This is a genomic window from Streptomyces sp. TP-A0356 (assembly GCF_001417775.1).
Lineage (GTDB): Bacteria > Actinomycetota > Actinomycetes > Streptomycetales > Streptomycetaceae > Streptomyces.
This window is the reverse complement of sequence record NZ_BBZJ01000027.1, coordinates 82,223-101,983: the sequence shown is the minus strand read 5'-3', so window position 1 is coordinate 101,983 and position 19,761 is coordinate 82,223. Positions and strand designations below refer to the sequence as shown.

16 protein-coding genes and 3 tRNA genes are annotated in these 19,761 nt (G+C 70.6%); 12 read left to right on the top strand and 7 right to left on the bottom strand.

The features are described from left to right. Nucleotides 1-274 precede the first annotated feature (274 nt). From ASC56_RS28845 to ASC56_RS28835, 3 genes are all read left to right on the top strand, one after another. Nucleotides 275-2,407, top strand: coding sequence for a hypothetical protein (locus ASC56_RS28845; RefSeq protein WP_055494509.1), 2,133 nt, complete (start codon nucleotides 275-277; stop codon nucleotides 2,405-2,407). 235 nt (nucleotides 2,408-2,642) lie between these two features. Further along, nucleotides 2,643-4,142 carry a N,N-dimethylformamidase beta subunit family domain-containing protein gene (locus tag ASC56_RS28840; RefSeq protein WP_055494508.1) on the top strand — a complete coding sequence of 500 codons (1,500 nt, stop codon included), beginning with the start codon at nucleotides 2,643-2,645 and terminating at the stop codon, nucleotides 4,140-4,142. A gap of 192 nt (nucleotides 4,143-4,334) precedes the next feature. Beyond that, nucleotides 4,335-5,234 carry a phosphoribosylaminoimidazolesuccinocarboxamide synthase gene (locus ASC56_RS28835; RefSeq protein ID WP_055494507.1) on the top strand — a complete coding sequence of 300 codons (900 nt, stop codon included), beginning with the start codon at nucleotides 4,335-4,337 and terminating at the stop codon, nucleotides 5,232-5,234. 218 nt (nucleotides 5,235-5,452) lie between these two features. Here the strand turns inward: ASC56_RS28835 and ASC56_RS28830 are convergent. The 4 genes from ASC56_RS28830 to ASC56_RS28815 form a co-directional block, all read right to left on the bottom strand. Then, nucleotides 5,453-5,525, bottom strand: a tRNA-Gly gene (locus ASC56_RS28830). 679 nt (nucleotides 5,526-6,204) lie between these two features. Next, nucleotides 6,205-6,280 (bottom strand) — tRNA-Gly (locus ASC56_RS28825). Nucleotides 6,281-6,357: 77 nt separating this feature from the next. Beyond that, a tRNA-Gly gene (locus ASC56_RS28820) sits at nucleotides 6,358-6,432 on the bottom strand. A 179-nt stretch (nucleotides 6,433-6,611) separates the two neighbouring features. Continuing rightward, entirely contained in the window at nucleotides 6,612-6,929 is a 318-nt protein-coding gene (locus ASC56_RS28815; protein ID WP_055494506.1) for an Lsr2 family protein, read from the bottom strand. A gap of 361 nt (nucleotides 6,930-7,290) precedes the next feature. On the opposite strand from ASC56_RS28815, the gene purS reads away from it, so the two are divergent. From purS to purM, 7 genes are all read left to right on the top strand, one after another. Then, nucleotides 7,291-7,554: a phosphoribosylformylglycinamidine synthase subunit PurS gene (gene purS / locus ASC56_RS28810; RefSeq protein WP_055494505.1), complete on the top strand. Its 264-nt coding sequence runs from the start codon at nucleotides 7,291-7,293 to the stop codon at nucleotides 7,552-7,554. Beyond that, the gene (purQ, locus tag ASC56_RS28805) at nucleotides 7,551-8,231 is read left to right on the top strand and encodes a phosphoribosylformylglycinamidine synthase subunit PurQ (protein WP_055494504.1); all 681 of its coding nucleotides are present in this window, start codon (nucleotides 7,551-7,553) and stop codon (nucleotides 8,229-8,231) included. The genes purS and purQ overlap by 4 nt, the downstream gene beginning before the upstream one ends. Beyond that, complete coding sequence (purL, locus tag ASC56_RS28800) at nucleotides 8,228-10,486, top strand: phosphoribosylformylglycinamidine synthase subunit PurL (RefSeq protein ID WP_055494503.1); 2,259 nt, start codon at nucleotides 8,228-8,230, stop codon at nucleotides 10,484-10,486. Before purQ ends, purL begins: the two co-directional genes overlap by 4 nt. 493 nt (nucleotides 10,487-10,979) lie before the next feature. Next, complete coding sequence (locus ASC56_RS28790) at nucleotides 10,980-11,777, top strand: maleylpyruvate isomerase family mycothiol-dependent enzyme (protein ID WP_055494501.1); 798 nt, start codon at nucleotides 10,980-10,982, stop codon at nucleotides 11,775-11,777. A 54-nt stretch (nucleotides 11,778-11,831) separates the two neighbouring features. Further along, on the top strand, nucleotides 11,832-12,638 hold the full coding sequence (locus tag ASC56_RS28785; protein WP_055494500.1) for an META domain-containing protein: 807 nt from the start codon (nucleotides 11,832-11,834) through the stop codon (nucleotides 12,636-12,638). Nucleotides 12,639-12,723: 85 nt separating this feature from the next. After that, entirely contained in the window at nucleotides 12,724-14,250 is a 1,527-nt protein-coding gene (gene purF / locus ASC56_RS28780; protein WP_055494499.1) for an amidophosphoribosyltransferase, read from the top strand. A 32-nt stretch (nucleotides 14,251-14,282) separates the two neighbouring features. Then, nucleotides 14,283-15,380 carry a phosphoribosylformylglycinamidine cyclo-ligase gene (gene purM, locus ASC56_RS28775; protein WP_055494498.1) on the top strand — a complete coding sequence of 366 codons (1,098 nt, stop codon included), beginning with the start codon at nucleotides 14,283-14,285 and terminating at the stop codon, nucleotides 15,378-15,380. 69 nt (nucleotides 15,381-15,449) lie between these two features. Here purM and ASC56_RS28770 read toward each other — a convergent pair whose 3' ends face one another. Together ASC56_RS28770 and ASC56_RS28765 are read right to left on the bottom strand one after the other, a co-directional pair. Next, on the bottom strand, nucleotides 15,450-15,698 hold the full coding sequence (locus tag ASC56_RS28770; RefSeq protein WP_055494497.1) for a DUF3073 domain-containing protein: 249 nt from the start codon (nucleotides 15,696-15,698) through the stop codon (nucleotides 15,450-15,452). 303 nt (nucleotides 15,699-16,001) lie between these two features. Next, nucleotides 16,002-17,084, bottom strand: a complete 1,083-nt coding sequence (locus ASC56_RS28765; protein WP_055494496.1) for a Glu/Leu/Phe/Val dehydrogenase — start codon at nucleotides 17,082-17,084, stop codon at nucleotides 16,002-16,004. A gap of 233 nt (nucleotides 17,085-17,317) precedes the next feature. Here ASC56_RS28765 and ASC56_RS28760 point away from each other — a divergent pair, with 233 nt between their 5' ends. Continuing rightward, nucleotides 17,318-18,160, top strand: coding sequence for a hypothetical protein (locus tag ASC56_RS28760; protein WP_055494495.1), 843 nt, complete (start codon nucleotides 17,318-17,320; stop codon nucleotides 18,158-18,160). Nucleotides 18,161-18,705: 545 nt separating this feature from the next. Further along, on the top strand, nucleotides 18,706-18,912 hold the full coding sequence (gene bldC / locus ASC56_RS28755) for a developmental transcriptional regulator BldC (protein ID WP_003949541.1): 207 nt from the start codon (nucleotides 18,706-18,708) through the stop codon (nucleotides 18,910-18,912). Nucleotides 18,913-19,395: 483 nt separating this feature from the next. On the opposite strand, the gene ASC56_RS28750 is transcribed toward bldC, so the two are convergent. Further along, nucleotides 19,396-19,587, bottom strand: coding sequence for a DUF6274 family protein (locus tag ASC56_RS28750; RefSeq protein WP_055494494.1), 192 nt, complete (start codon nucleotides 19,585-19,587; stop codon nucleotides 19,396-19,398). Nucleotides 19,588-19,761 lie beyond the last annotated feature (174 nt).

Genomic DNA, 19,761 nt, shown 5'->3' with positions numbered 1-19,761 from the left:
GTCCTTGCCCTCCGTCATCCACCTTTCCCCAAAGCCATTCCATCGAGTGAGCGCTGACCCATCCGGATGACGAGGGCCGGAGCCCCAACTAGGGTGCGGCGCAAGCGTTCCGGCACTTGGCCCACCGGCATTGCGATGTCAGTGGCGGGTGCCACAGTGGGGGAGTGAGCAACGCACGGGCATCCGGCGACGACGTCTGTGACGGGGACCGTCACGGCGAGCGTCGTGCGGACCAGAGGCGGGACAGAGGGGGTGACGTCCAGTCGTGACCGGTATGGGTGTGGAGGAGGCGGGCGCGCAGGCCGCGCGCTCCCGGGCCCTCGCCGTGCTGCGGATCCGCAGCAGGGCGCTGGCCGTCGCCCTGCTGCCCGCCGCCGTCGCCGTCGTGCTCGTCGCGGGCCGTTCCACCGGCCACATCGGCGGTCCGCACTGGGGGATCGCACGCTGGATCATGGTCGGCATCGCCGCGGCCGTCCTGCTCTCGGCCGCCGGTATCGCCCTGGTCGTCGCCCGCGCCCGTCCGGCCATGAGTCCGACGGTCCCGATCGCCGAGCGTGCGGCCCCCGATCTGTACCGGATGGTCCGGGACCTGGCCGACCGCCTCGACGTCCCCGCGCCGTCCGCGATAGCGCTCACCCCGGACTGCGACAGTTGGCTGGAGGACCGTACCCACCCGGCCCACGGCCCGCCGCCCCCGTCCCGGGACGAGATACCCGGAGCACGGGGGATACGCGGTCTGTCGGCCCCCGGGCACCGCGTTCCGACCGCCCCCGTGCTCGTCATCGGCTCGCCGTTCCTGTGGTGGATGCGGGTGGGCGAGCTGCGCGCGGTCCTCGCCCCGGTCGTCGCAGGTACGGGTCCGTCGGCGCACCCGGACATAGCCGCGGCGCGTCGTTTCGTACGAGGGCTGGACGCCGCCGTCGCCGTGACGTCGGCGCCCGCGCGCGGCCCCCTGAGCCGTGCGGTGCTGGGCGGAGTCGGCTGGGTGGCCCGGTTGCTGCTGCGGAGCTGCCGCGGGCATGCGGAGGAGATGGAACGGGGGGTGGCGGCGGCCGCGGCCGAGCGTGCACAGGCTGTGGACTACGGTCTGCGGATCGTCGCGCAGGAGCAGGTGGGGCTGGCCTACGCGGGCTGGGACCGGCTGCTGACCCGGGTGGCGCTGCCCGCGTGGCGGATGGGCCGCTGGCCGTCGCGCCTGGACGCGGGCGTGGTCGCGGCGCTGACGGAGCTCTCGCGCCGGGACCGACTGGCCGAGGGGTTCGCCTCCCGGCTGGGTGAGCGGCCGGCCTGTGACCTGCTGGAGGAGCCCGGTGCGGTGGACGAGGCCGCGTCGCTGCTCGCGGCCCGCCTCTTCCACGGAGGACCGGCCGCGCCCGGCCGGCACTGGGCGCCGGTGGACTGGCAGGAGTACCCGGACGAGGTGGTGGACCTCAAGTGGCGCACGGATGCGGCGCGCCTCCACCGCGTCCTGGACGCCCTGGGCGTCCGCCATACGCCCCACACGACCGCACCGGACGCGGATGGACCGACGCTGGACCGGGTGCTGGAGTACCTGACAGTCCGGGCGACCGGGGGCGGGGCGGGTCCGACCGGGGTACGAGCGGCATACGACGGCAGCGCGTCCGGCCTCGGCAGTTCGTCCGGCCTCGGCAGTTCGTCCGGCCACGGCAGAGCGTCCGGGGCCGACAGGGGCTCCAGCGACGACCCGGGCCGCGAAGCCTCCGGCGCGGAATCCGGCGCGGAATCCGGCGCGAAATGCGGGGAGATGGACGACAACGCCTCGGGCGACGGGGCCAAGGCCACGCGGCGCCGGGAGGGGGCCTCCGGCGACGGGCACGCCCAGGATGCGGTAGTAGCCGCCGCTGACGCCGGAGGCCGCCGGGGTGCCGCCTCCGGGCCCAAGGACGATGACGGCACCTTGGGCCACGTGGCAGCCCCTGACGACGGCGGTTCCCTGGACGACCTGGCCACCTCCGATGACGACGGCGCACTCGCCAGCGCCCGGACCGCTGTCCTCGCCGCCGGGCTCAGTGCCGAGGTGGCGCGGGAGGAGGCGGTCGCCGGACCACTGCCGGGCGGCGCAGGTGCGGGTCAGCCGCCGGGGCCGGACCTCGCGCTGTGGGACGACGGGATGCTCCCGCTGTTCCCGCTCCAGCCGCCCCGCACCGGTCGCGAACTGCTCGTCGACCACGTCACCGCGATGGTGTGCTGCGCCGCGATGGACACGGCAGGCGCGGCGCCGGGGCTCGACTGGCTGGACGGGCCGTCCCTGCTGGTCAGGGGCGAACGCGCGGCCGACCTTGCGCCCCGGGTCCGCACGCTCGTCGAGGAGGGGGACCCCGCCCCCCTGCGCACCTGGCTGGTCCACCGCGGCATACGCCCCGAGAAGCCGGTCCGGCTGGTCTGACGCGCCTCACCTGCGCAGACGCCCCCTCGCAACCCCGACCCCTGGCCCCAGGATCCCAGTCCGTTCACGTCAATTCGCGACGAACGGTGACGGAGTGCGTGCGTAATGTGATGTGCTGGGACCGAACGTGCCCGGGGCAAGGGGGCACCGAACGCGCCCGGGTCGAGGGGCACGCGATCGCGCACAGGGCAAAGGCTGACGAACGGCTCACGGGGGACGAGGGAGGGGACAACACATGGGGTCGGAGCACATCCGCCGCTGGGAGTCGGGCGCTCTCGCGCATGCCGTGACGGATCCTTTCGGCCAGGGCCCCGTCCCCTGGCTCAGGGGGAGCGAGACGTACTTCGACGACACGGGACAGGTGGTCCCCTGGTACGTGGACCCGGCGCCGGCCCACGTCCCGTCCCAGGGCCGCGCGGGGGCCCGTATCCCGGCGCCCCGCACCAGCGGCCCGCGCTCCGCCGACGACGTCCACCGCCAGATCAAGGGATTCACGTCCACCGGCGCGGTCGCCCCGGGCGAGGCCATCGACTTCCACATCACCGTCGACCCGCCCCAGGAGTTCGCCGTCGACGTCTACCGGATCGGGCACTACAACGGTGACGGGGCATCCAAGATCACCACCAGCCCGCGTCTGTCCGGCATCGTCCAGCCGCCCCCGCTCACCGCCGACCGCACAGTCTCCTGCCACCACTGGTGGCTCTCCTGGCGGCTGCAGATCCCGTCGTACTGGAGCATCGGCGCGTACGTCGCCGTCCTGACCACCGCCGACGGCTACCGTTCCCACGTCCCCTTCACCGTTCGCGACAGCCGCCTGGCCGACCTGCTCCTGCTGCTGCCGGACGTCACCTGGCAGGCGTACAACCTCTACCCGGAGGACGGCCGAACCGGCGCCAGCCTCTACCACGCCTGGGACGAGAACGGTCGGCTGCTCGGCGAGGCCGACGCCGCCACCACGGTCTCCTTCGACCGCCCGTACGCCGGCGCGGGCCTGCCCCTGCACGTCGGGCACGCCTACGACTTCATCCGCTGGGCCGAGCGCTACGGCTACGACCTCGCCTACGCGGACGCCCGCGATCTGCACGCCGGCCGCGTCGACCCCAGCCGCTACCGCGGTCTCGTCTTCCCCGGCCATGACGAGTACTGGTCCACGCAGATGCGCCGGACCGTGGAACTGGCCCGGGAACACGGCACCTCGCTCGTCTTCCTCTCCGCCAACACCATGTACTGGCAGGTGGAACTGGGCCCGTCCCCGTCCGGTGTGCCCGACCGCCTTCTCACCTGCCGCAAGCGCCGCGGCCCCGGCAGGCCCGCACTGTGGCGGGAGATCGACCGTCCCGAGCAGGAGATGATCGGGATCCAGTACGCGGGCCGGGTGCCCGAGCCCCACCCTCTCGTGGTCCGCAACGCCGACCACTGGCTGTGGGAGGCGACCGGCGCTCACGAGGGCGACGAGCTGGCGGGGATGGTCGCCGGGGAGGCCGACCGCTACTTCCCCCGCGCGCCCCTGCCCGACCACCAGGACCGCATCCTGCTCGCCCACTCCCCGTACCGGGACAGCGAGGGCCTCCTGCGCCACCAGGAGACCTCCCTGTACCGGGCCCCGTCCGGCGCCCTGGTGTTCGCTGCCGGAACGTTCGCCTGGTCCCCCGCGCTGGACCGTCCCGGCCACGTGGACGCCCGTGTCCAGCAGGCGACGGCGAACCTTCTGGACCGCATCTGCAAACGCGACTGACTCGGCCCCGTACCCGACCCCCGGACCGACCCTGTACCCGACCCTCGGACCGACCCCGTACCCGCCCCCGGACCGACCCCGTACCCGACCCCGGACCGACCCCGTACCCGACCCCGGACCGACCCCCGGAACCGGCTTCCTCCCGGCATACGGGAGAATCGAGCCAATTGGAGAGAACCACGGGGAGGAACCGTGTCCGGATTCGTCGAAAAGCCCGAGCCCGTTCAGGTGCCGGGTCTGGTGCATCTGCACACCGGGAAGGTGCGCGAGCTGTACCAGAACGAGGCGGGCGACCTCGTGATGGTCGCCAGCGACCGTACGTCCGCATTCGACTGGGTGCTGCCGACCGAGATCCCGGACAAGGGCCGGATCCTCACCCAGCTGTCGCTCTGGTGGTTCGACCAGCTCGCCGATCTGGCCCCGAGCCATGTCCTGAGCACCGAGCTCCCGCCCGGCGCCCCCGCCGACTGGGCCGGCCGCACCCTCGTCTGCAAGTCCCTGCGGATGGTCCCGGTGGAGTGTGTGGCCCGGGGCTATCTCACCGGCTCGGGCCTCGCCGAGTACAACGAGTCCCGCACCGTCTGCGGCCTCGCCCTCCCCGAAGGCCTGGTCGACGGCTCGGAGCTGCCCGCGCCGATCTTCACCCCCGCCACCAAGGCGGCGGTCGGCGAGCACGACGAGAACGTCTCCTACGAGGAGGTCGCCCGTCAGGTCGGCTCCGAGACCGCCGCCCGGCTGCGCCAGGCGACCCTCGCCGTCTACGGCCGCGCCCGTGACATCGCCCGCGACCGGGGGATCATCCTCGCGGACACCAAGTTCGAGTTCGGGTACGACGGGGACACCCTCGTCCTCGCCGACGAGGTCCTGACCCCGGACTCCTCCCGATTCTGGCCGGCCGACCGCTGGGAGCCGGGCCGCGCCCAGGCGTCCTTCGACAAGCAGTTCGTACGGGACTGGCTCACCTCCCCCGCGTCCGGCTGGGACCGTGCAAGCGAGCAGCCCCCGCCGCCGCTGCCGCAGGAGATCGTGGAGGCGACCCGGGCGAAGTACGTGGAGGCGTACGAGCGTCTGACGGGCACCGACTGGTCGTAGCCGCCGTCCGGTCGCCGTTTGGTAGCCGTCCGGCCGTCGTTCGGTCGCCGTCCGGTCGTCGTCCGGTCGGTGCCCGGCCGCCGTCCGGTCGTCGTTCGGTCGGTGCCCGGTGGTGGCCCGTCTCGGGCCCGGTGATCCGCCGGGCCCGGATCCCGGCCGTCCGGAGATCCGGACACACACGAAGAAGCCCCCGGCCTGGGCCGGGGGCTTCTGTGCGGAGCGGACGACGAGGCTCGAACTCGCGACCTCAACCTTGGCAAGGTTGCGCTCTACCAACTGAGCTACGTCCGCACTGCGCCGTTGCGCGAAAGCAACTATACCCAACCTCGCTCCCGTGCGAGACCACACGACGCCATCACCGTTCTCCGTTCCGGCTTCGGGACGGCCGCAGGTCCGGCTTCGGGACGGCCGCAGGCAGATGGTTCCGCACGGTTCCCGCGATGTCGCGGCCCGCTCCGCGATCTCCGCCACGGGCGCCCCGACGGCGGAGAATTCGACGGCGCCGGCCTCCCCGCGCGCTCCCTGGCGAGTCCCCGGCGACGATCGGGTTCGGCGGCCAACTCGGGATCCGCACAGCGGACTCCCGTGTCGCGCGTTGTGGAGGGGGCTCCGCGAGTTGCTGGGCGCCGACGGCCTTCGGGACGGACCCGTGCCACCCCGCATCCAGAGCCTGGTTCGGACACCTCGGCCGCCGGTGACGGGTCGCGTCCGGCGCCTGGCACCCCGGCAGTCCGGCCCGGGACGATGTGGCCACCCTCACACCCATCGCGGCCCCGGGGCGAGGCCACGAGTGACCTCGCTCACCGGTACGGCCATGGCGCTCAGGGCACGGGCAGGGCCGCGGAGGACGCGGACGGCAGGTGCGGGCCTCTGGCCCCGCGGCCGTCAACACGCCTTGGACTCCCGCGAGTTCCGGGCTCGGGGCATATACGAGAAAGACCCCGGTCGACATACCGGGGTCTTCACTCACTGGAGCGGACGACGAGGCTCGAACTCGCGACCTCAACCTTGGCAAGGTTGCGCTCTACCAACTGAGCTACGTCCGCATTGCCCCCGACCGGCTTTCACCGATCGGTGCGAGCACCAGCCTACCTGATCAACAAGGATGGTCGGACCGATGCCGTGGAGCGGGTGACAGGGATTGCACACTGCGCCTCCCCCTTGGAAAGGGGGTGTTCTGCTACTGAACTACACCCGCGCGACTCCTCGGGCCTTGGCCTTTCGGCCTCGCCCCTCGGCGTGCTCCAGACTTTAGCTGATCACCAGGGGGGCTGCGCAAGTCGGTTGTGCGCAGGGTGCGATGGGGACCTTCGCCGAACGGGCGGAGGCACCCCGGCCAGGGCGGGGTGCCCGGTCGGCGCCGGTCCGCGGAACGCGTCAGTGGGCCTCGGCGAACGCCTCGTACACCTTCTTCGGGATGCGGCCCCGCGGCGGCACGTCCATCTTGTTGGAGCGTGCCCAGGCGCGGACGGCGGCCGGGTCGGGCGTCAACGCCGTGTGGGTGTAGGCCTTCCCGGACTTCGCCTTCTTGCGGCCGGCCTCGACGTACGGCGCCAGCGCCTTACGCAGTCTCTTGGCATTGGCTCGATTGAGGTCGATCTCGTACGACTTGCCGTCCAGTCCGAAGACGATCGTTTCCGCCGCTTCTGAGCCGTCGATGTCGTCAAAGAGAGTGACCACGACACGCTGCGCCACGAATATCGGTCCCTTCGTGCGGCACCTCCGTGATCACACACCATGACGTGCGCCGACGCCCGGTGGATGTCGAGGAGATGTCGACTGTCCGGCAGTAATTGAGCAAAGTATCGGGTATTGCCATTTCCTTTGTACAGTGCCCGGCATTGCATTGTGAAGTCCGCCCGAATACTTCCGCGTGTCCGTACGCAATGGCCCACCACGGCTCTTCTGCGGTTTTTCCGAGAATTTTCCGTGCAGGCACCCGCGTCGATGCGGGATCGTGATGGCCGTCACGTAGGATGCTACGAATCTACGCGAGTAGAATTTTTGTGCGGGTAGTCTGAAGGAACCTGCTCAGCACCACACACCGGGAGTGCCAGTGGCACGCGTCGTAGTCGACGTCATGCTCAAGCCGGAGATCCTCGACCCCCAGGGCCAGGCGGTGCAGCGCGCACTGCCGCGGCTCGGTTTCGAAGGTATCTCCGACGTACGTCAGGGAAAGCGATTCGAACTCGAGGTGGACGGACCGGTGGACGACGCCGCGCTCGCCCGCATCCGTGACCTTGCGGAATCCTTCCTCGCCAACACCGTGATCGAGGACTTCACCGTCAAGGTGGAGGAAGTGGCGGGGGCCGCAAAGTGACCGCTCGTATTGGCGTCGTCACTTTCCCCGGCAGCCTTGACGACCGCGACACACAGCGCGCGATCCGCCTCGCGGGCGCGGAACCTGTCGCCCTCTGGCACAAGGACAAGGACCTCAAGCAGGTCGACGCCGTCGTACTGCCGGGCGGATTCTCGTACGGCGACTATCTGCGCGCCGGTGCCATCTCCCGCTTCTCGCCGGTGATGGAGTCCGTCATCGAGCAGGCGAAGGCCGGCCTCCCGGTCCTCGGCATCTGCAACGGCTTCCAGATCCTGACCGAGGCCCACCTCCTTCCGGGCGGGATGCTCGGCAACGACCACCTCCACTTCATCTGCCGCGACCAGAAGCTGCGGGTGGAGACCGCTGAGACCGCCTGGACCAGCGACTACACCGCGGGCCAGGAGATCCACATCCCGCTGAAGAACATGGACGGCCGGTACGTCGCCGACGAGTACACGCTCGACAAGCTGGAGGCGGAGGGCCGGGTCGCCTTCCGCTACCTGGACTTCAACCCCAACGGTTCGCTGCGTGACATCGCCGGCATCACCAACGAGGCCGGGAACGTCGTGGGCCTCATGCCGCACCCCGAGCACGCCGTCGAGCCGCTGATCGGTACCGGTCGTACCGACGGCCTCCCGTTCTTCACCTCGATCCTCAAGAAGCTGGTCAACGCATGAGCCGGACGCCTCTGGACACGGTCGAGCACGCGGCCGCGACCCCCGACGTCGAGCTGCCCTGGGCCGAACTCGGCCTGAAGAAGGACGAGTACGAGAAGGTCGTCGAGATCCTGGGCCGGCGCCCCACCGGTGCCGAGCTCGCCATGTACTCGGTGATGTGGTCCGAGCACTGCTCGTACAAGTCCTCCAAGGTCCACCTCCGCCAGTTCGGCGAGAAGGCCCCCGAGTCCGACGCCCTCCTCGTCGGTATCGGCGAGAACGCCGGTGTCGTCGACGTCGGCCAGGGCTACGCGGTCACCTTCAAGGTCGAGTCGCACAACCACCCCTCGTACGTCGAGCCCTACCAGGGCGCCGCGACCGGTGTCGGCGGCATCGTGCGCGACATCATCGCGATGGGCGCGCGGCCGGTTGCCGTCGTCGACCCGCTGCGCTTCGGCGCCGCCGACCACCCGGACACCAAGCGCGTCCTGCCGGGTGTCGTGGCCGGCATCGGCGGCTACGGCAACTGCCTGGGTCTGCCGAACATCGGCGGCGAGGTCGTCTTCGACGCCTGTTACCAGGGCAACCCGCTGGTCAACGCCGGTGCCATCGGCGTCATGCGGCACGAGGACATCCACCTTGCGAAGGCGTCGGGCGCGGGCAACAAGGTCATCCTGTACGGCGCCCGTACGGGCGGTGACGGTATCGGCGGCGCCTCCATCCTCGCCTCCGAGACCTTCGACGACGCCAAGCCCTCCAAGCGCCCGGCCGTCCAGGTCGGCGACCCCTTCCAGGAGAAGCTCCTCATCGAGTGCACCCTGGAGGCCTTCAAGGAGAAGCTGGTCGTCGGCATCCAGGACCTGGGCGCCGCGGGTCTGTCGTGCGCCACCTCCGAGCTGGCTTCGAACGGCTCAGGCGGCATGCGAGTGACCCTGGACGACGTGCCGCTGCGCGACTCGACGCTCTCGCCGGAGGAGATCCTCATGAGCGAGTCGCAGGAACGCATGTGCGCGGTCGTCGAGCCGGAGAAGGTCGACCGGTTCCTGGAGATCTGCGCCAAGTGGGACGTCATCGCCACCGTGATCGGTGAGGTGACGGACGGCGACCGGCTGGAGATCTACTGGCACGGCGGAAAGATCGTCGACGTCGACCCGCGGACGGTCGCGCACGAGGGCCCCATCTACGAGCGCCCGTACGCCCGTCCGGAGTGGCAGGACGCCCTCCAGGCCGACGACGCGAACAAGCTTCCGCGCCCGGAGACCTCGGAGGAGCTGAAGGACCAGGTCCTGAAGCTGGTGTCGTCCCCCAACCAGGCCTCCAAGAAGTGGATCACCTCCCAGTACGACCACTTCGTGCAGGGCAACACGGTCCTCGCCCAGCCCGAGGACTCCGGGATGATCCGCATCGACGAGGAGTCCGGTCTCGGCGTCGCCATCGCGACCGACGGCAACGGCCGCTACGCGAAGCTCGACCCGTACGCGGGCGCGCAGCTCGCCCTGGCCGAGGCGTACCGCAACGTGGCGACCACGGGCGCCAAGCCGCTCGCCGTCTCCGACTGCCTGAACTTCGGCTCGCCCGAGGACCCGGCCGTCATGTGGCAGTTCGCGGAGGCCGTCCGGGGACTCGCCGACGCCTGTCAGCAGCTGGGCACCCCGGTGACCGGCGGCAACGTCTCCCTCTACAACCAGACGGGCGAGGCTGCCATCCACCCGACCCCGGTCGTGGCGGTGCTCGGTGTCATCGACGACGTCGCCCGCCGTACGCCCGTCGCCTTCCAGGAGGAGGGCCAGCTGCTCTACCTCCTCGGCGAGACCCGTGAGGAGTTCGGCGGTTCGGCCTGGTCGCAGGTCGTCCACGACCACCTCGGCGGTCTGCCGCCGCAGGTCGACCTGGAGCGGGAGCGGCTGCTCGGTGAGATCCTCATCTCGGCCTCCCGTGACGGCATGATCGACTCGGCGCACGACCTGTCCGACGGCGGACTGATCCAGGCCGTGGTCGAGTCGGCGCTGCTCGGCGGCAAGGGTGCGCGGCTGATCGTGCCGGACGGCCTCGACGCCTTCACCTTCCTCTTCTCCGAGTCGGCCGGCCGGGCGATCGTCGCCGTGCCGCGCTCCGAGGAGGTCCGCTTCAACGACATGTGCGGCGCCCGCGGTCTGCCGGCCACCCGCATCGGTGTCGTGGACGGTGACACGGTCGAGGTGCAGGGCGAGTTCGAGCTGTCCCTGCGGGAGCTGCGCGAGGCACACGAGGAGACCATCCCGGCGCTGCTGGCGTAGGACCTCCGGTCGTACGACGGTGAAGGCCCCGCCCGGCGCCACGGGCGGGGCCTTCACCACGTCGAGACACGTTCCGGGTTGCCTCCGGGGCCGGGGCCGGTGTGTGTCCGCGGTGCGTGCGCGGGTCGTTGCGGTCGGCCGGGCGGGGTGCGGAGGGGGCGGCGGTGCGTGGGGCGTTGGAAGCGGAAGGACCTGGTGGCGATGCCCGGCCGGTGGCGTGGGACGGTGCTCTGGACCGGCACGATCGGTCGGCCGTATCCGCGCCGGACCGTCGGCGAGACCCCCCGCCACGATGAACGCGCCCTCCGCGCCGGACCGTCGGCGGGACCCCACGCCACGATGAAGGCGTCCTCCGCGCCGCCTGCACCCGGTTGCTCGCCGAGGACAGCGGCGACGGTGATGCTCGTCGCCGCCTGCGAGCCGGTTCGGCGAGCCTGCGACCTGGTCGGGAAGGGGCTGAGCCGGTACGCCGTGAAGGCATAGGCTCACCCCCATGCCCTCGGCCAGGAAGCGCGCACGCACCTACGACCCCGCCAAGACCCGCGCAGCGGTTCTCGCCCAGTTCGGGAACGTACGGGAAGCCGTGGGGACCCTCACCCCCGAGCGGCTGGCGCTTGCGACCCGGCTCGGCGACTGGACGGTACGGGAGCTGGTCGCGCACACCGGCATGGCCCTCGCGGCCGTGGTCCGATTCCTCGACGCGCCGGAGCCGACGAAGCAGGACGCCACGGTGCTCGACTGGCCGTTCGCGACCTCCGCCGACTCCGCGGCCATCGCCGATGTGGGCCACAAGCTGGTCGAGCAGAACCCCGACCTCGGCGCCTTCCTCGCCGGTATCCAGGAGAGCCTCGCGGAACGCCTCGCCGCACACCCCGGCCCCCGGCTGCTCGCCACCAACGTGGGCGCCATGCCGCTGGCCGACTACCTCATCACCCGCACCGTCGAACTGGTCGTCCACACCGACGACCTGAACACCGCCGTCCCGGGCCTCGACATCCCGTTCGACCGCCAGGCCCTCGCCACCTGCACCCGGCTGCTCGCCGACGCGCTCGCCGTGAAGGCGCCCGGCGCCTCGACCGAGGTGCGCATCCCGCCGTACGCGGTCGTGCAGTGCATCGAGGGCCCCCGCCACACCCGCGGCACCCCGCCGAACGTCGTCGAGACCGACCCGCTGACCTGGATACGCCTGGCGACCGGCCGCACGCGGTGGCACTCCGCCCTCGCCGAGGCGAAGATCCGCGCGAGCGGCGAACGAGCGGACCTGGGCGCCCTGCTGCCGCTCATGGGGTGACTCCCGGAAGGCGCCCCGGGGGAACCGCCCCGGGGGCCCACCCGTCCCACCCCCATGGACAAGCACCGACTGACCCTCACCGTCCTGACCGTGCTTCCGCTCGCGGCGGCCTGCGGTAACGGACCCGGTTCGGGCGGCGGCAGCGGTTCCGTCGGCTCGGGGACCGATGCGCCCGTCACCGGTGTCCACTGGCGCGTCGACAGCCTCACCGTCGGAGGCACCACCAGGAACGCCCCGGCCGGCGCCTACCTCCAGATCGACGACCACGGCCAGGCCCACGGCAACTACGGCTGCAACGGCTTCGGCGCCTCCGCCGGCGTGCACGGCGACCGCATCCACTTCGGCGCCGCACAGTCCACGGACATGGCCTGCGAGAAGGCTCCGATGGCCTTCGAGGCGGACTTCTCCCGCACACTGGCCGGCGGCACGCTCACCGCCGCCGTCGACCGCAACGAGCTGACGCTCACCGCCAAGGACGGCGACCGCGTGCGTCTCACCAAGGAGAGCGACGCGTCCCTGTACGGCACCAAGTGGCAGGTCACGTCGCTGGTCGACGGCGACGTCGCCTCCTCGCTGCCCGCGGCCACGGACAAGGCCTGGTTCACCCTCGACCAGAAGGCCGCAGCCGTGTCCGGCAGCCTCGGCTGCAACCGGTTCACGGCGACGGCGACCGTACGCGACGGTCATCTCACCCTGGGCGCCCCCAGGACCACCCGCAGGATGTGCGACGGCTCACTCATGGACACCGAGAAGGCCTTGCGCGCGTTGTTCGGCCGTACGCTCACCTACCGCCTCGACCATCGCAGCATCGCGCTGACCAGCGGAAACGGCAAGGGTGTCAACGCGGTGGCCGCGCGGTGACGCCGAGCGCCGGACGCGGCGGGACTCCGTACGGGACAGATGACCGGATTCGGACCAGTGCGCGATCTCGCCTACACTCGGTGGCGTGCCACGTGGTGACGGTCGACTCAATCACGATCTGCTCCCCGGTGAGAAGGGCCCCCAGGACGCGTGTGGCGTCTTCGGTGTCTGGGCTCCGGGCGAAGAGGTCGCAAAGCTCACGTACTTCGGGCTCTACGCCCTTCAGCACCGGGGTCAGGAATCCGCGGGAATCGCGGTCAGCAACGGCTCCCAGATCCTCGTCTTCAAGGACATGGGCCTGGTGTCCCAGGTCTTCGACGAGACCTCGCTCGGTTCCCTCCAGGGTCACATCGCGGTCGGTCACGCCCGCTACTCGACCACCGGCGCCTCCGTGTGGGAGAACGCCCAGCCGACGTTCCGTGCCACGGCGCACGGCTCCATCGCGCTCGGCCACAACGGCAACCTCGTCAACACGGCGCGGCTCGCCGAGATGGTCGCCGACCTCCCCAAGGAGAACGGCCGCGCCACGCAGGTGGCCGCCACGAACGACACCGACCTCGTCACCGCCCTGCTCGCCGGGCAGGTCGACGACGACGGCAAGCCGCTGACCGTCGAGGAAGCCGCCGCCAAGGTGCTGCCGCAGGTCAAGGGCGCCTTCTCGCTCGTCTTCATGGACGAGCACACCCTCTACGCGGCCCGTGACCCGCAGGGCATCCGCCCGCTGGTCCTCGGCCGGCTGGAGCGCGGCTGGGTCGTCGCCTCGGAGACCGCGGCGCTCGACATCACGGGTGCCAGCTTCGTCCGCGAGATCGAGCCGGGCGAGTGCATCGCGATCGACGAGAATGGCCTGCGGACCTCTCGATTCGCGGAAGCGAAGCCCCGTGGCTGTGTCTTCGAGTACGTGTACCTGGCCCGTCCCGACACCGACATCGCCGGCCGTAACGTCTATCTCTCCCGTGTCGAGATGGGCCGTCGCCTCGCGAAGGAGGCGCCCGCCGAGGCGGATCTGGTGATACCGACGCCCGAGTCCGGCACCCCCGCCGCGATCGGCTACGCGGAGGCCTCCGGGATCCCGTTCGGCGCCGGCCTGGTGAAGAACGCGTACGTCGGCCGCACCTTCATCCAGCCCTCGCAGACCATCCGGCAGCTCGGCATCCGCCTGAAGCTGAACCCCCTCAAGGAAGTCATCAAGGGCAAGCGCCTGGTGGTCGTGGACGACTCGATCGTGCGCGGCAACACCCAGCGGGCGCTGGTGCGCATGCTCCGCGAGGCAGGGGCCGCCGAGGTGCACATCCGGATCTCCTCGCCGCCCGTGAAGTGGCCCTGCTTCTTCGGCATCGACTTCGCCACCCGCGCCGAGCTCATCGCCAACGGCATGACCATCGAGGAGATCGGCACCTCGCTGGGTGCGGACTCCCTGGCGTACATCTCCCTCGACGGCATGATCGAGGCGACCACCATCGCCAAGCCGGACCTCTGCCGCGCCTGCTTCGACGGCGAGTACCCGATGGAGCTGCCCGACCCGGAGCTGCTGGGCAAGCAGCTGCTGGAGACCGAACTGGCGGCCGGTCCGGCCGCCACGGCCGCGGCCGACGCCATCCGTCGTCCCTGAGCCCGTACCACCAACGCGAAAGATCCCAGGCAATGTCTGCTGTGTTTGATCAGTCGCCTCCGTCGACGGGCACTACCGGTGCTTCCTACGCGGCGGCAGGCGTCGACATCGAGGCGGGCGACCGCGCCGTGGAGCTCATGAAGGAGTGGGTGAAGAAGACGCAGCGGCCGGAGGTCCTCGGCGGCCTCGGCGGCTTCGCCGGTCTCTTCGACGCCTCCGCCCTCAAGCGCTACGAGCGCCCGCTGCTCGCCTCCGCCACCGACGGCGTGGGCACGAAGGTCGACATCGCACGCCGGATGGGCGTCTACGACACCATCGGCCACGACCTGGTCGCCATGGTCATGGACGACATCGTGGTGTGCGGCGCCGAGCCGCTGTTCATGACCGACTACATCTGCGTCGGCAAGGTCCACCCCGAGCGCGTCGCCGCGATCGTCAAGGGCATCGCCGAGGGCTGTGTGCTGGCGGGCTGCGCCCTGGTGGGCGGTGAGACGGCCGAACACCCCGGCCTCCTCGGTCCGGACGACTTCGACGTCGCCGGGGCCGGTACGGGCGTCGTGGAGGCCGACCGGCTGCTCGGCGCCGAACGTATCCGCCAGGGTGACGCGGTGATCGCCATGGCCGCGTCCGGGCTTCACTCGAACGGGTACTCGCTGGTCCGGCACGTCCTCCTCGACCGGGCGGACCTCGGCCTCGACCAGCACATCGAGGAACTCGGCCGCACCCTCGGCGAGGAGCTGCTGGAGCCCACGAAGATCTACTCGCTGGACTGCCTGGCACTGACCCGCACCGCCGAGGTGCACGCGTTCAGCCACATCACCGGCGGTGGACTCGCGGCGAACCTGGCCCGTGTGATCCCGGACGGCTTGCACGCGGTCGTCGACCGCTCCACCTGGACCCCGGCGCCGGTGTTCGACCTCGTCGGCAGGACCGGGGACGTCGAGCGCCTGGAGCTGGAGAAGACCCTGAACATGGGCGTCGGGATGATCGCGATCGTGCCCGAGCAGTCGGTGGACGTCGCCCTGGCCGCCCTGGCCGACCGCGGCGTGGAGGCATGGCCGGCCGGCGAGATCACCGACCGGGGTGACCACGAGACGGGCGCGGCCCTGGTGGGGGACTACGCGAGCTGAGACCCGGCGGGCAGCACAGAACCCGGTCCGTGGCCTCGGCCACGGACCGGGTGAAGGCTCAGTGCAGGGTCAAGCGCCGCGACGGTGCTGCGAGGACTCGTCGTCCTCGTCCTCCTCGTCGTCCCCATACAGATCGGCGTACCGTGCGTACAGTTCGTCGTCGTGCTCATCGTCCTCGAACCGGTCGCCGTTCGGCGACGTGTTCGACGTCGATGCGCCCAGCTCCTCGGCCAGGCGTGAGAGGTCCGTCCCACCGCTGTTGTACTTCAGCTGGCGGGCGACCTTCGTCTGCTTGGCCTTGGCCCGGCCGCGCCCCATGGCTCGACCCCCTCAACGACGGGGCTCGACGGCCCCAGAGTCTTGACACGCGTTCATGATCCGGAACGGGCTCTCCGCGGAGAGACCGGTCCGTAGGGCTTCCACGGTACCTGAGCCCGCGCCCATACGGTACGTCGCCCGCAGGACGGGCGTGTGCACAGGACCGTCGAGGCGCCCCGTCCTCGCTGGTCACGGCCGATTTTAACCACTTATTGGCGGACGACCCGCCGATGAAAGTGAGAGTCCTCTCAAACTGCCCATCGGCGGGTACCGGTCAAGCCGGCCGAGCCCCCCGGGGAACGATCACCGTCCGCGTGCCTCCGCCATGCGCTGCTCGGCGATCCGGTCGGCCGCGGCAGCCGGCGGAATCCCGTCCTCCTTCGCGCGTGCGAATATGGCCAGCGTGGTGTCGAAGATCTTCGCCGCCTTCGCCCTGCAGCGGTCGAAGTCGAAGCCGTGCAACTCGTCGGCGACCTGGATGACCCCGCCCGCGTTGACGACGTAGTCGGGGGCGTACAGGATCCCGCGGTCGGCCAGGTCCTTCTCCACGCCCGGATGCGCGAGTTGGTTGTTGGCCGCGCCGCACACCACCTTCGCCGTCAGCACCGGCACGGACTCGTCGTTCAGCGCGCCGCCGAGCGCGCACGGCGCGTAGATGTCCAGAGCCTCGGTCCGGATCAGGGCGTCGGTGTCGGCCGCCACGGCGACCTCCGGGTGCGCCTCCGTGACCCGGTGCACGGCGTCCGGCCTCACGTCCGTGATCACGACCTCGGCGCCGTCCTCCAGCAGGTGCTCCACCAGGTGGCGCCCGACCTTGCCGACGCCCGCGATGCCGACCCTGCGGCCGCGCAGGGTCGGGTCGCCCCACAGGTGCTGGGCGGATGCCCGCATGCCCTGGAAGACGCCGTAGGCCGTCAGGACCGAGGAGTCTCCCGCGCCGCCGTTCTCCGGGGAGCGCCCGGTGGTCCAGGGGCACACCCGCGCCACCACGTCCATGTCCGCCACAAACGTGCCGACGTCGCACGCGGTGACGTACCGGCCACCGAGCGAGGCCACGAAACGGCCGTACGCCAGCAGCAGCTCCTCGGTCTTGATCCGCTCGGGGTCGCCGATGATCACCGCCTTGCCGCCGCCGTGACCGAGGCCGGCCATGGCGTTCTTGTACGACATCCCGCGCGCGAGGTTCAGCGCGTCGGCGACGGCCTCCTCCTCGGTCGCGTAGGGGTAGAAGCGCGTGCCGCCGAGGGCCGGGCCCAGGGCGGTGGAGTGGATCGCGATGACGGCCTTGAGGCCACTGGCCCGGTCCTGACAGAGCACGACCTGCTCATGACCTCCCTGGTCCGAGCGGAACAGGGTGTGCAGGACGCCGTCGGTTACGTCGGTCACGGTGGTGACTCCCGGTGGTGTAGCGGCGGTTGAGGGGCGAGTCCCGTGCGGGTGGCGGGGCCCGTGGGCATGAGCGTAGAGCGTGTGCAGGTCCGCCAGCCGCGCAGTGCGCAGGATCACCCTCCCTCGGAGTACGCCGTGCCCGGTTCGTGGGACGATTTGCATGGTTTTCCACCCCGGCCGGGCCGCGCCCGGACGGGTTTCGGGTCAGGTCCGATGGGGAGGGAGCAGGCGTGCCCAAGGTGTCCTCGGTGATCGTCCCGTACGCGTCCTACTTGCGCGTGTACGAACCGCTGGCCGCCTTCCCGGAGCCGGAACGCAGCCACTGGGCGCGGTACGCCCGCAGCCCCGACCGTCCCTCGTACCAGGACGAACTGCGCCGCTCCCTTGGCGACTTGCTGCCCACCCCGCCGGTGCCGGTGCCGGTGCACGAGAGCAGCGACGCCTTCGTGACCGAGTTCGACGGGGTGCTGTGCGTCTGCCCGTGGCGCACCCGGCTGCGCGGCTGGCAGGCGCTCGGGGAGCTGGCGCAGGAGCTTCCGGCGTCGGTCCTGGACGCGGTCCTGCCGCCCGTCGTGCGCCGCCAGGCCGCCCAGGACTACGAGCGCTGGCTGGAGGGCAACCCGGACGCCCGCCCGTGGATCCGCACCGCGACCTGGCAGGTGCCGCTCAATTGGTTCGTGCTGGTCTCCGACGCCGAGCGGCGGTACGACAAGGGCTCCGGGGAGATCCCCCCGATGCTGCGCTACCGCACTCCCATGGTGCAGGCCAGGCGGCGCACCGCGCGGGCGCTGCGGACGCTCAAGGACGCGATCGACGAGGGACCGCTCATCGACGGTCTGGTGGATGTGGGGCGGTGGCTGGAGGAGTTCCATCCGCGGTCGCTGGTCGAGCTGGACTACGGCGGGCTCGTGCACGTCCTGCCGGCCGCGGATCTGGACGGGGACCACTCGGCCGCGGACGTCGCCGAGGGCATCGAGGCCCTGCGGCTCGGGGACGGGGTCGCGGCCGGGGAGGCGTACGGGCGGCTGGTGGAGCGCTGGCGGGCCGTGCGGGACCGCCGGTCGGCGAACTGAGTCCAGGGCCGCGGTGAACCAGTGCGCGAATTGTGACCTGCGAGACATGGTGAAGTGATAACCCTTGGCCCATGGTTGACATACCGCAGGTCGCGATGGGGGACGTAGGCCCCTGATCCGGGCCTTTTGCCCTCAAGCGTGACGGACGGCACTTACAAGGACCTTGCGCCTAACGTGTCTCCTCATGCCAAAATAGGACAAGGAGCCCGGGGGAGGTTCCTTCTGCCCGCTTTTGGGTGGATGCTCAGCATTGCACTCTTTGAGGGGTCTGGTGGCTCCTGATCGCCCTGTGACTGATCGTCACAGCGGCGTGACTGTCCGCTATGGCATGGTCCATCGGCTTCCGTCGCTGATGGACACCTGGGAGGGCAATTCCATCGGTTTGGCCGACGCGGCTGGACAGATGGTGTAGTTGTAGTGCCGAGGACAAGCCGTTCGTCCTATAACCGACTCGACTCGCGTCCGCCATTTCGGGCAACGCGGGTCAAGGTGCAGAATTTAGAGGAAAGAACCGAGAAGGTTCGGTTCTCCCGAGGAGGCCGCTCATGACCGCTCGCACCCCTGATGCCGAGCCGCTGCTGACCCCGGCTGAGGTCGCCACCATGTTCCGTGTGGACCCGAAGACGGTCACGCGGTGGGCGAAGGCCGGCAAGCTCACGTCGATTCGCACGCTCGGCGGGCACCGCCGCTACCGCGAGGCCGAGGTGCGCGCCCTGCTGGCGGGCATCCCGCAGCAGCGCAGCGAAGCCTGAACAACTGCATAGCCGGACATACCGGTAGGTCCCCCAACCTGCCGTGACGTCCGCACCTCAGCTCCAAGCGACGCGGGTCCTGCCCCAACAGGGCCCTCGCCCACGGTCATCAGAGGCACGACAAGGGTGCGTCGTCGATCGCGCTGGACTCCGCCGGGTCCAGCGCGATCTTTTTTGTGTCCCGGCGCCCTGCGCGAGGCCCGTCTGTGAGCGGCCTTGTGGGAGTCTGGGGAGCGGTGTCGGATCTGCTGTGCGGCAGTCCGGAGAGCGGTGCAATTGCACATATTAAATTGATCCGTTGTAGGAGGGGTGTAAGGTCCCCGCTTCTCCAAACTTGTGCAGTGACACCCGTCACATGCCAGAGTCCTTGTTACGCTCGCGTCGTCTTTGCTAGAGGAACATGGCGTCGTGGGGCGGGTGTTGGGCGGACCGTACGTCCAGGAGTGCCCAAGCGGAGGCCGCATGAACCCCACGGTTTTGTGGTCACGGCGTGGAGGTGCTGTCGTCCTCGGGGGGCGTCTCGGTGCCTTCCTCGCCGTGCTGGGCGGGTTCCATGGCCAGGCGCAGGAGTTGATGGCAGATGGGGCAGTGGCGCGTCAGATGGCGGTACCCGATAGCGGCGGAGAGATGGGCACGGAGCAGAGCACGCGTCTCGTGCCGAGCGGACGCCGCCATATGCCACCTCCCCGGGTCCATGCAGTCGGGGACCCTGACTTCTGGGTACCGGCGGAATGTGACGCCGTCAAGATGCCCCGGAGCGCTGAGGGCCGGCGCCGAAGCGCCGCCGGAGCGCCGCCGAACGGCGACCGGCCAGGGAGGTCGTCAGGGGGCGGCATGGAGGCGGCAAGA

Excerpts from the sequence above, each read along its gene's own strand:
- ASC56_RS28845 (WP_055494509.1), top strand. The coding sequence starts at position 275 with ATGGGTGTGGAGGAGGCGGGCGCGCAGGCCGCGCGCTCCCGGGCCCTC.
- ASC56_RS28840 (WP_055494508.1), top strand. The coding sequence starts at position 2,643 with ATGGGGTCGGAGCACATCCGCCGCTGGGAGTCGGGCGCTCTCGCGCAT.
- purL (WP_055494503.1), top strand. The coding sequence starts at position 8,228 with ATGAGCCGGACGCCTCTGGACACGGTCGAGCACGCGGCCGCGACCCCC.
- ASC56_RS28790 (WP_055494501.1), top strand. The coding sequence starts at position 10,980 with ATGCCCTCGGCCAGGAAGCGCGCACGCACCTACGACCCCGCCAAGACC.
- ASC56_RS28785 (WP_055494500.1), top strand. The coding sequence starts at position 11,832 with ATGGACAAGCACCGACTGACCCTCACCGTCCTGACCGTGCTTCCGCTC.
- purM (WP_055494498.1), top strand. The coding sequence starts at position 14,283 with ATGTCTGCTGTGTTTGATCAGTCGCCTCCGTCGACGGGCACTACCGGT.
- ASC56_RS28770 (WP_055494497.1), bottom strand. The coding sequence starts at position 15,698 with ATGGGGCGCGGCCGGGCCAAGGCCAAGCAGACGAAGGTCGCCCGCCAG.
- bldC (WP_003949541.1), top strand. The coding sequence starts at position 18,706 with ATGACCGCTCGCACCCCTGATGCCGAGCCGCTGCTGACCCCGGCTGAG.
- ASC56_RS28750 (WP_055494494.1), bottom strand. The coding sequence starts at position 19,587 with ATGGCGGCGTCCGCTCGGCACGAGACGCGTGCTCTGCTCCGTGCCCAT.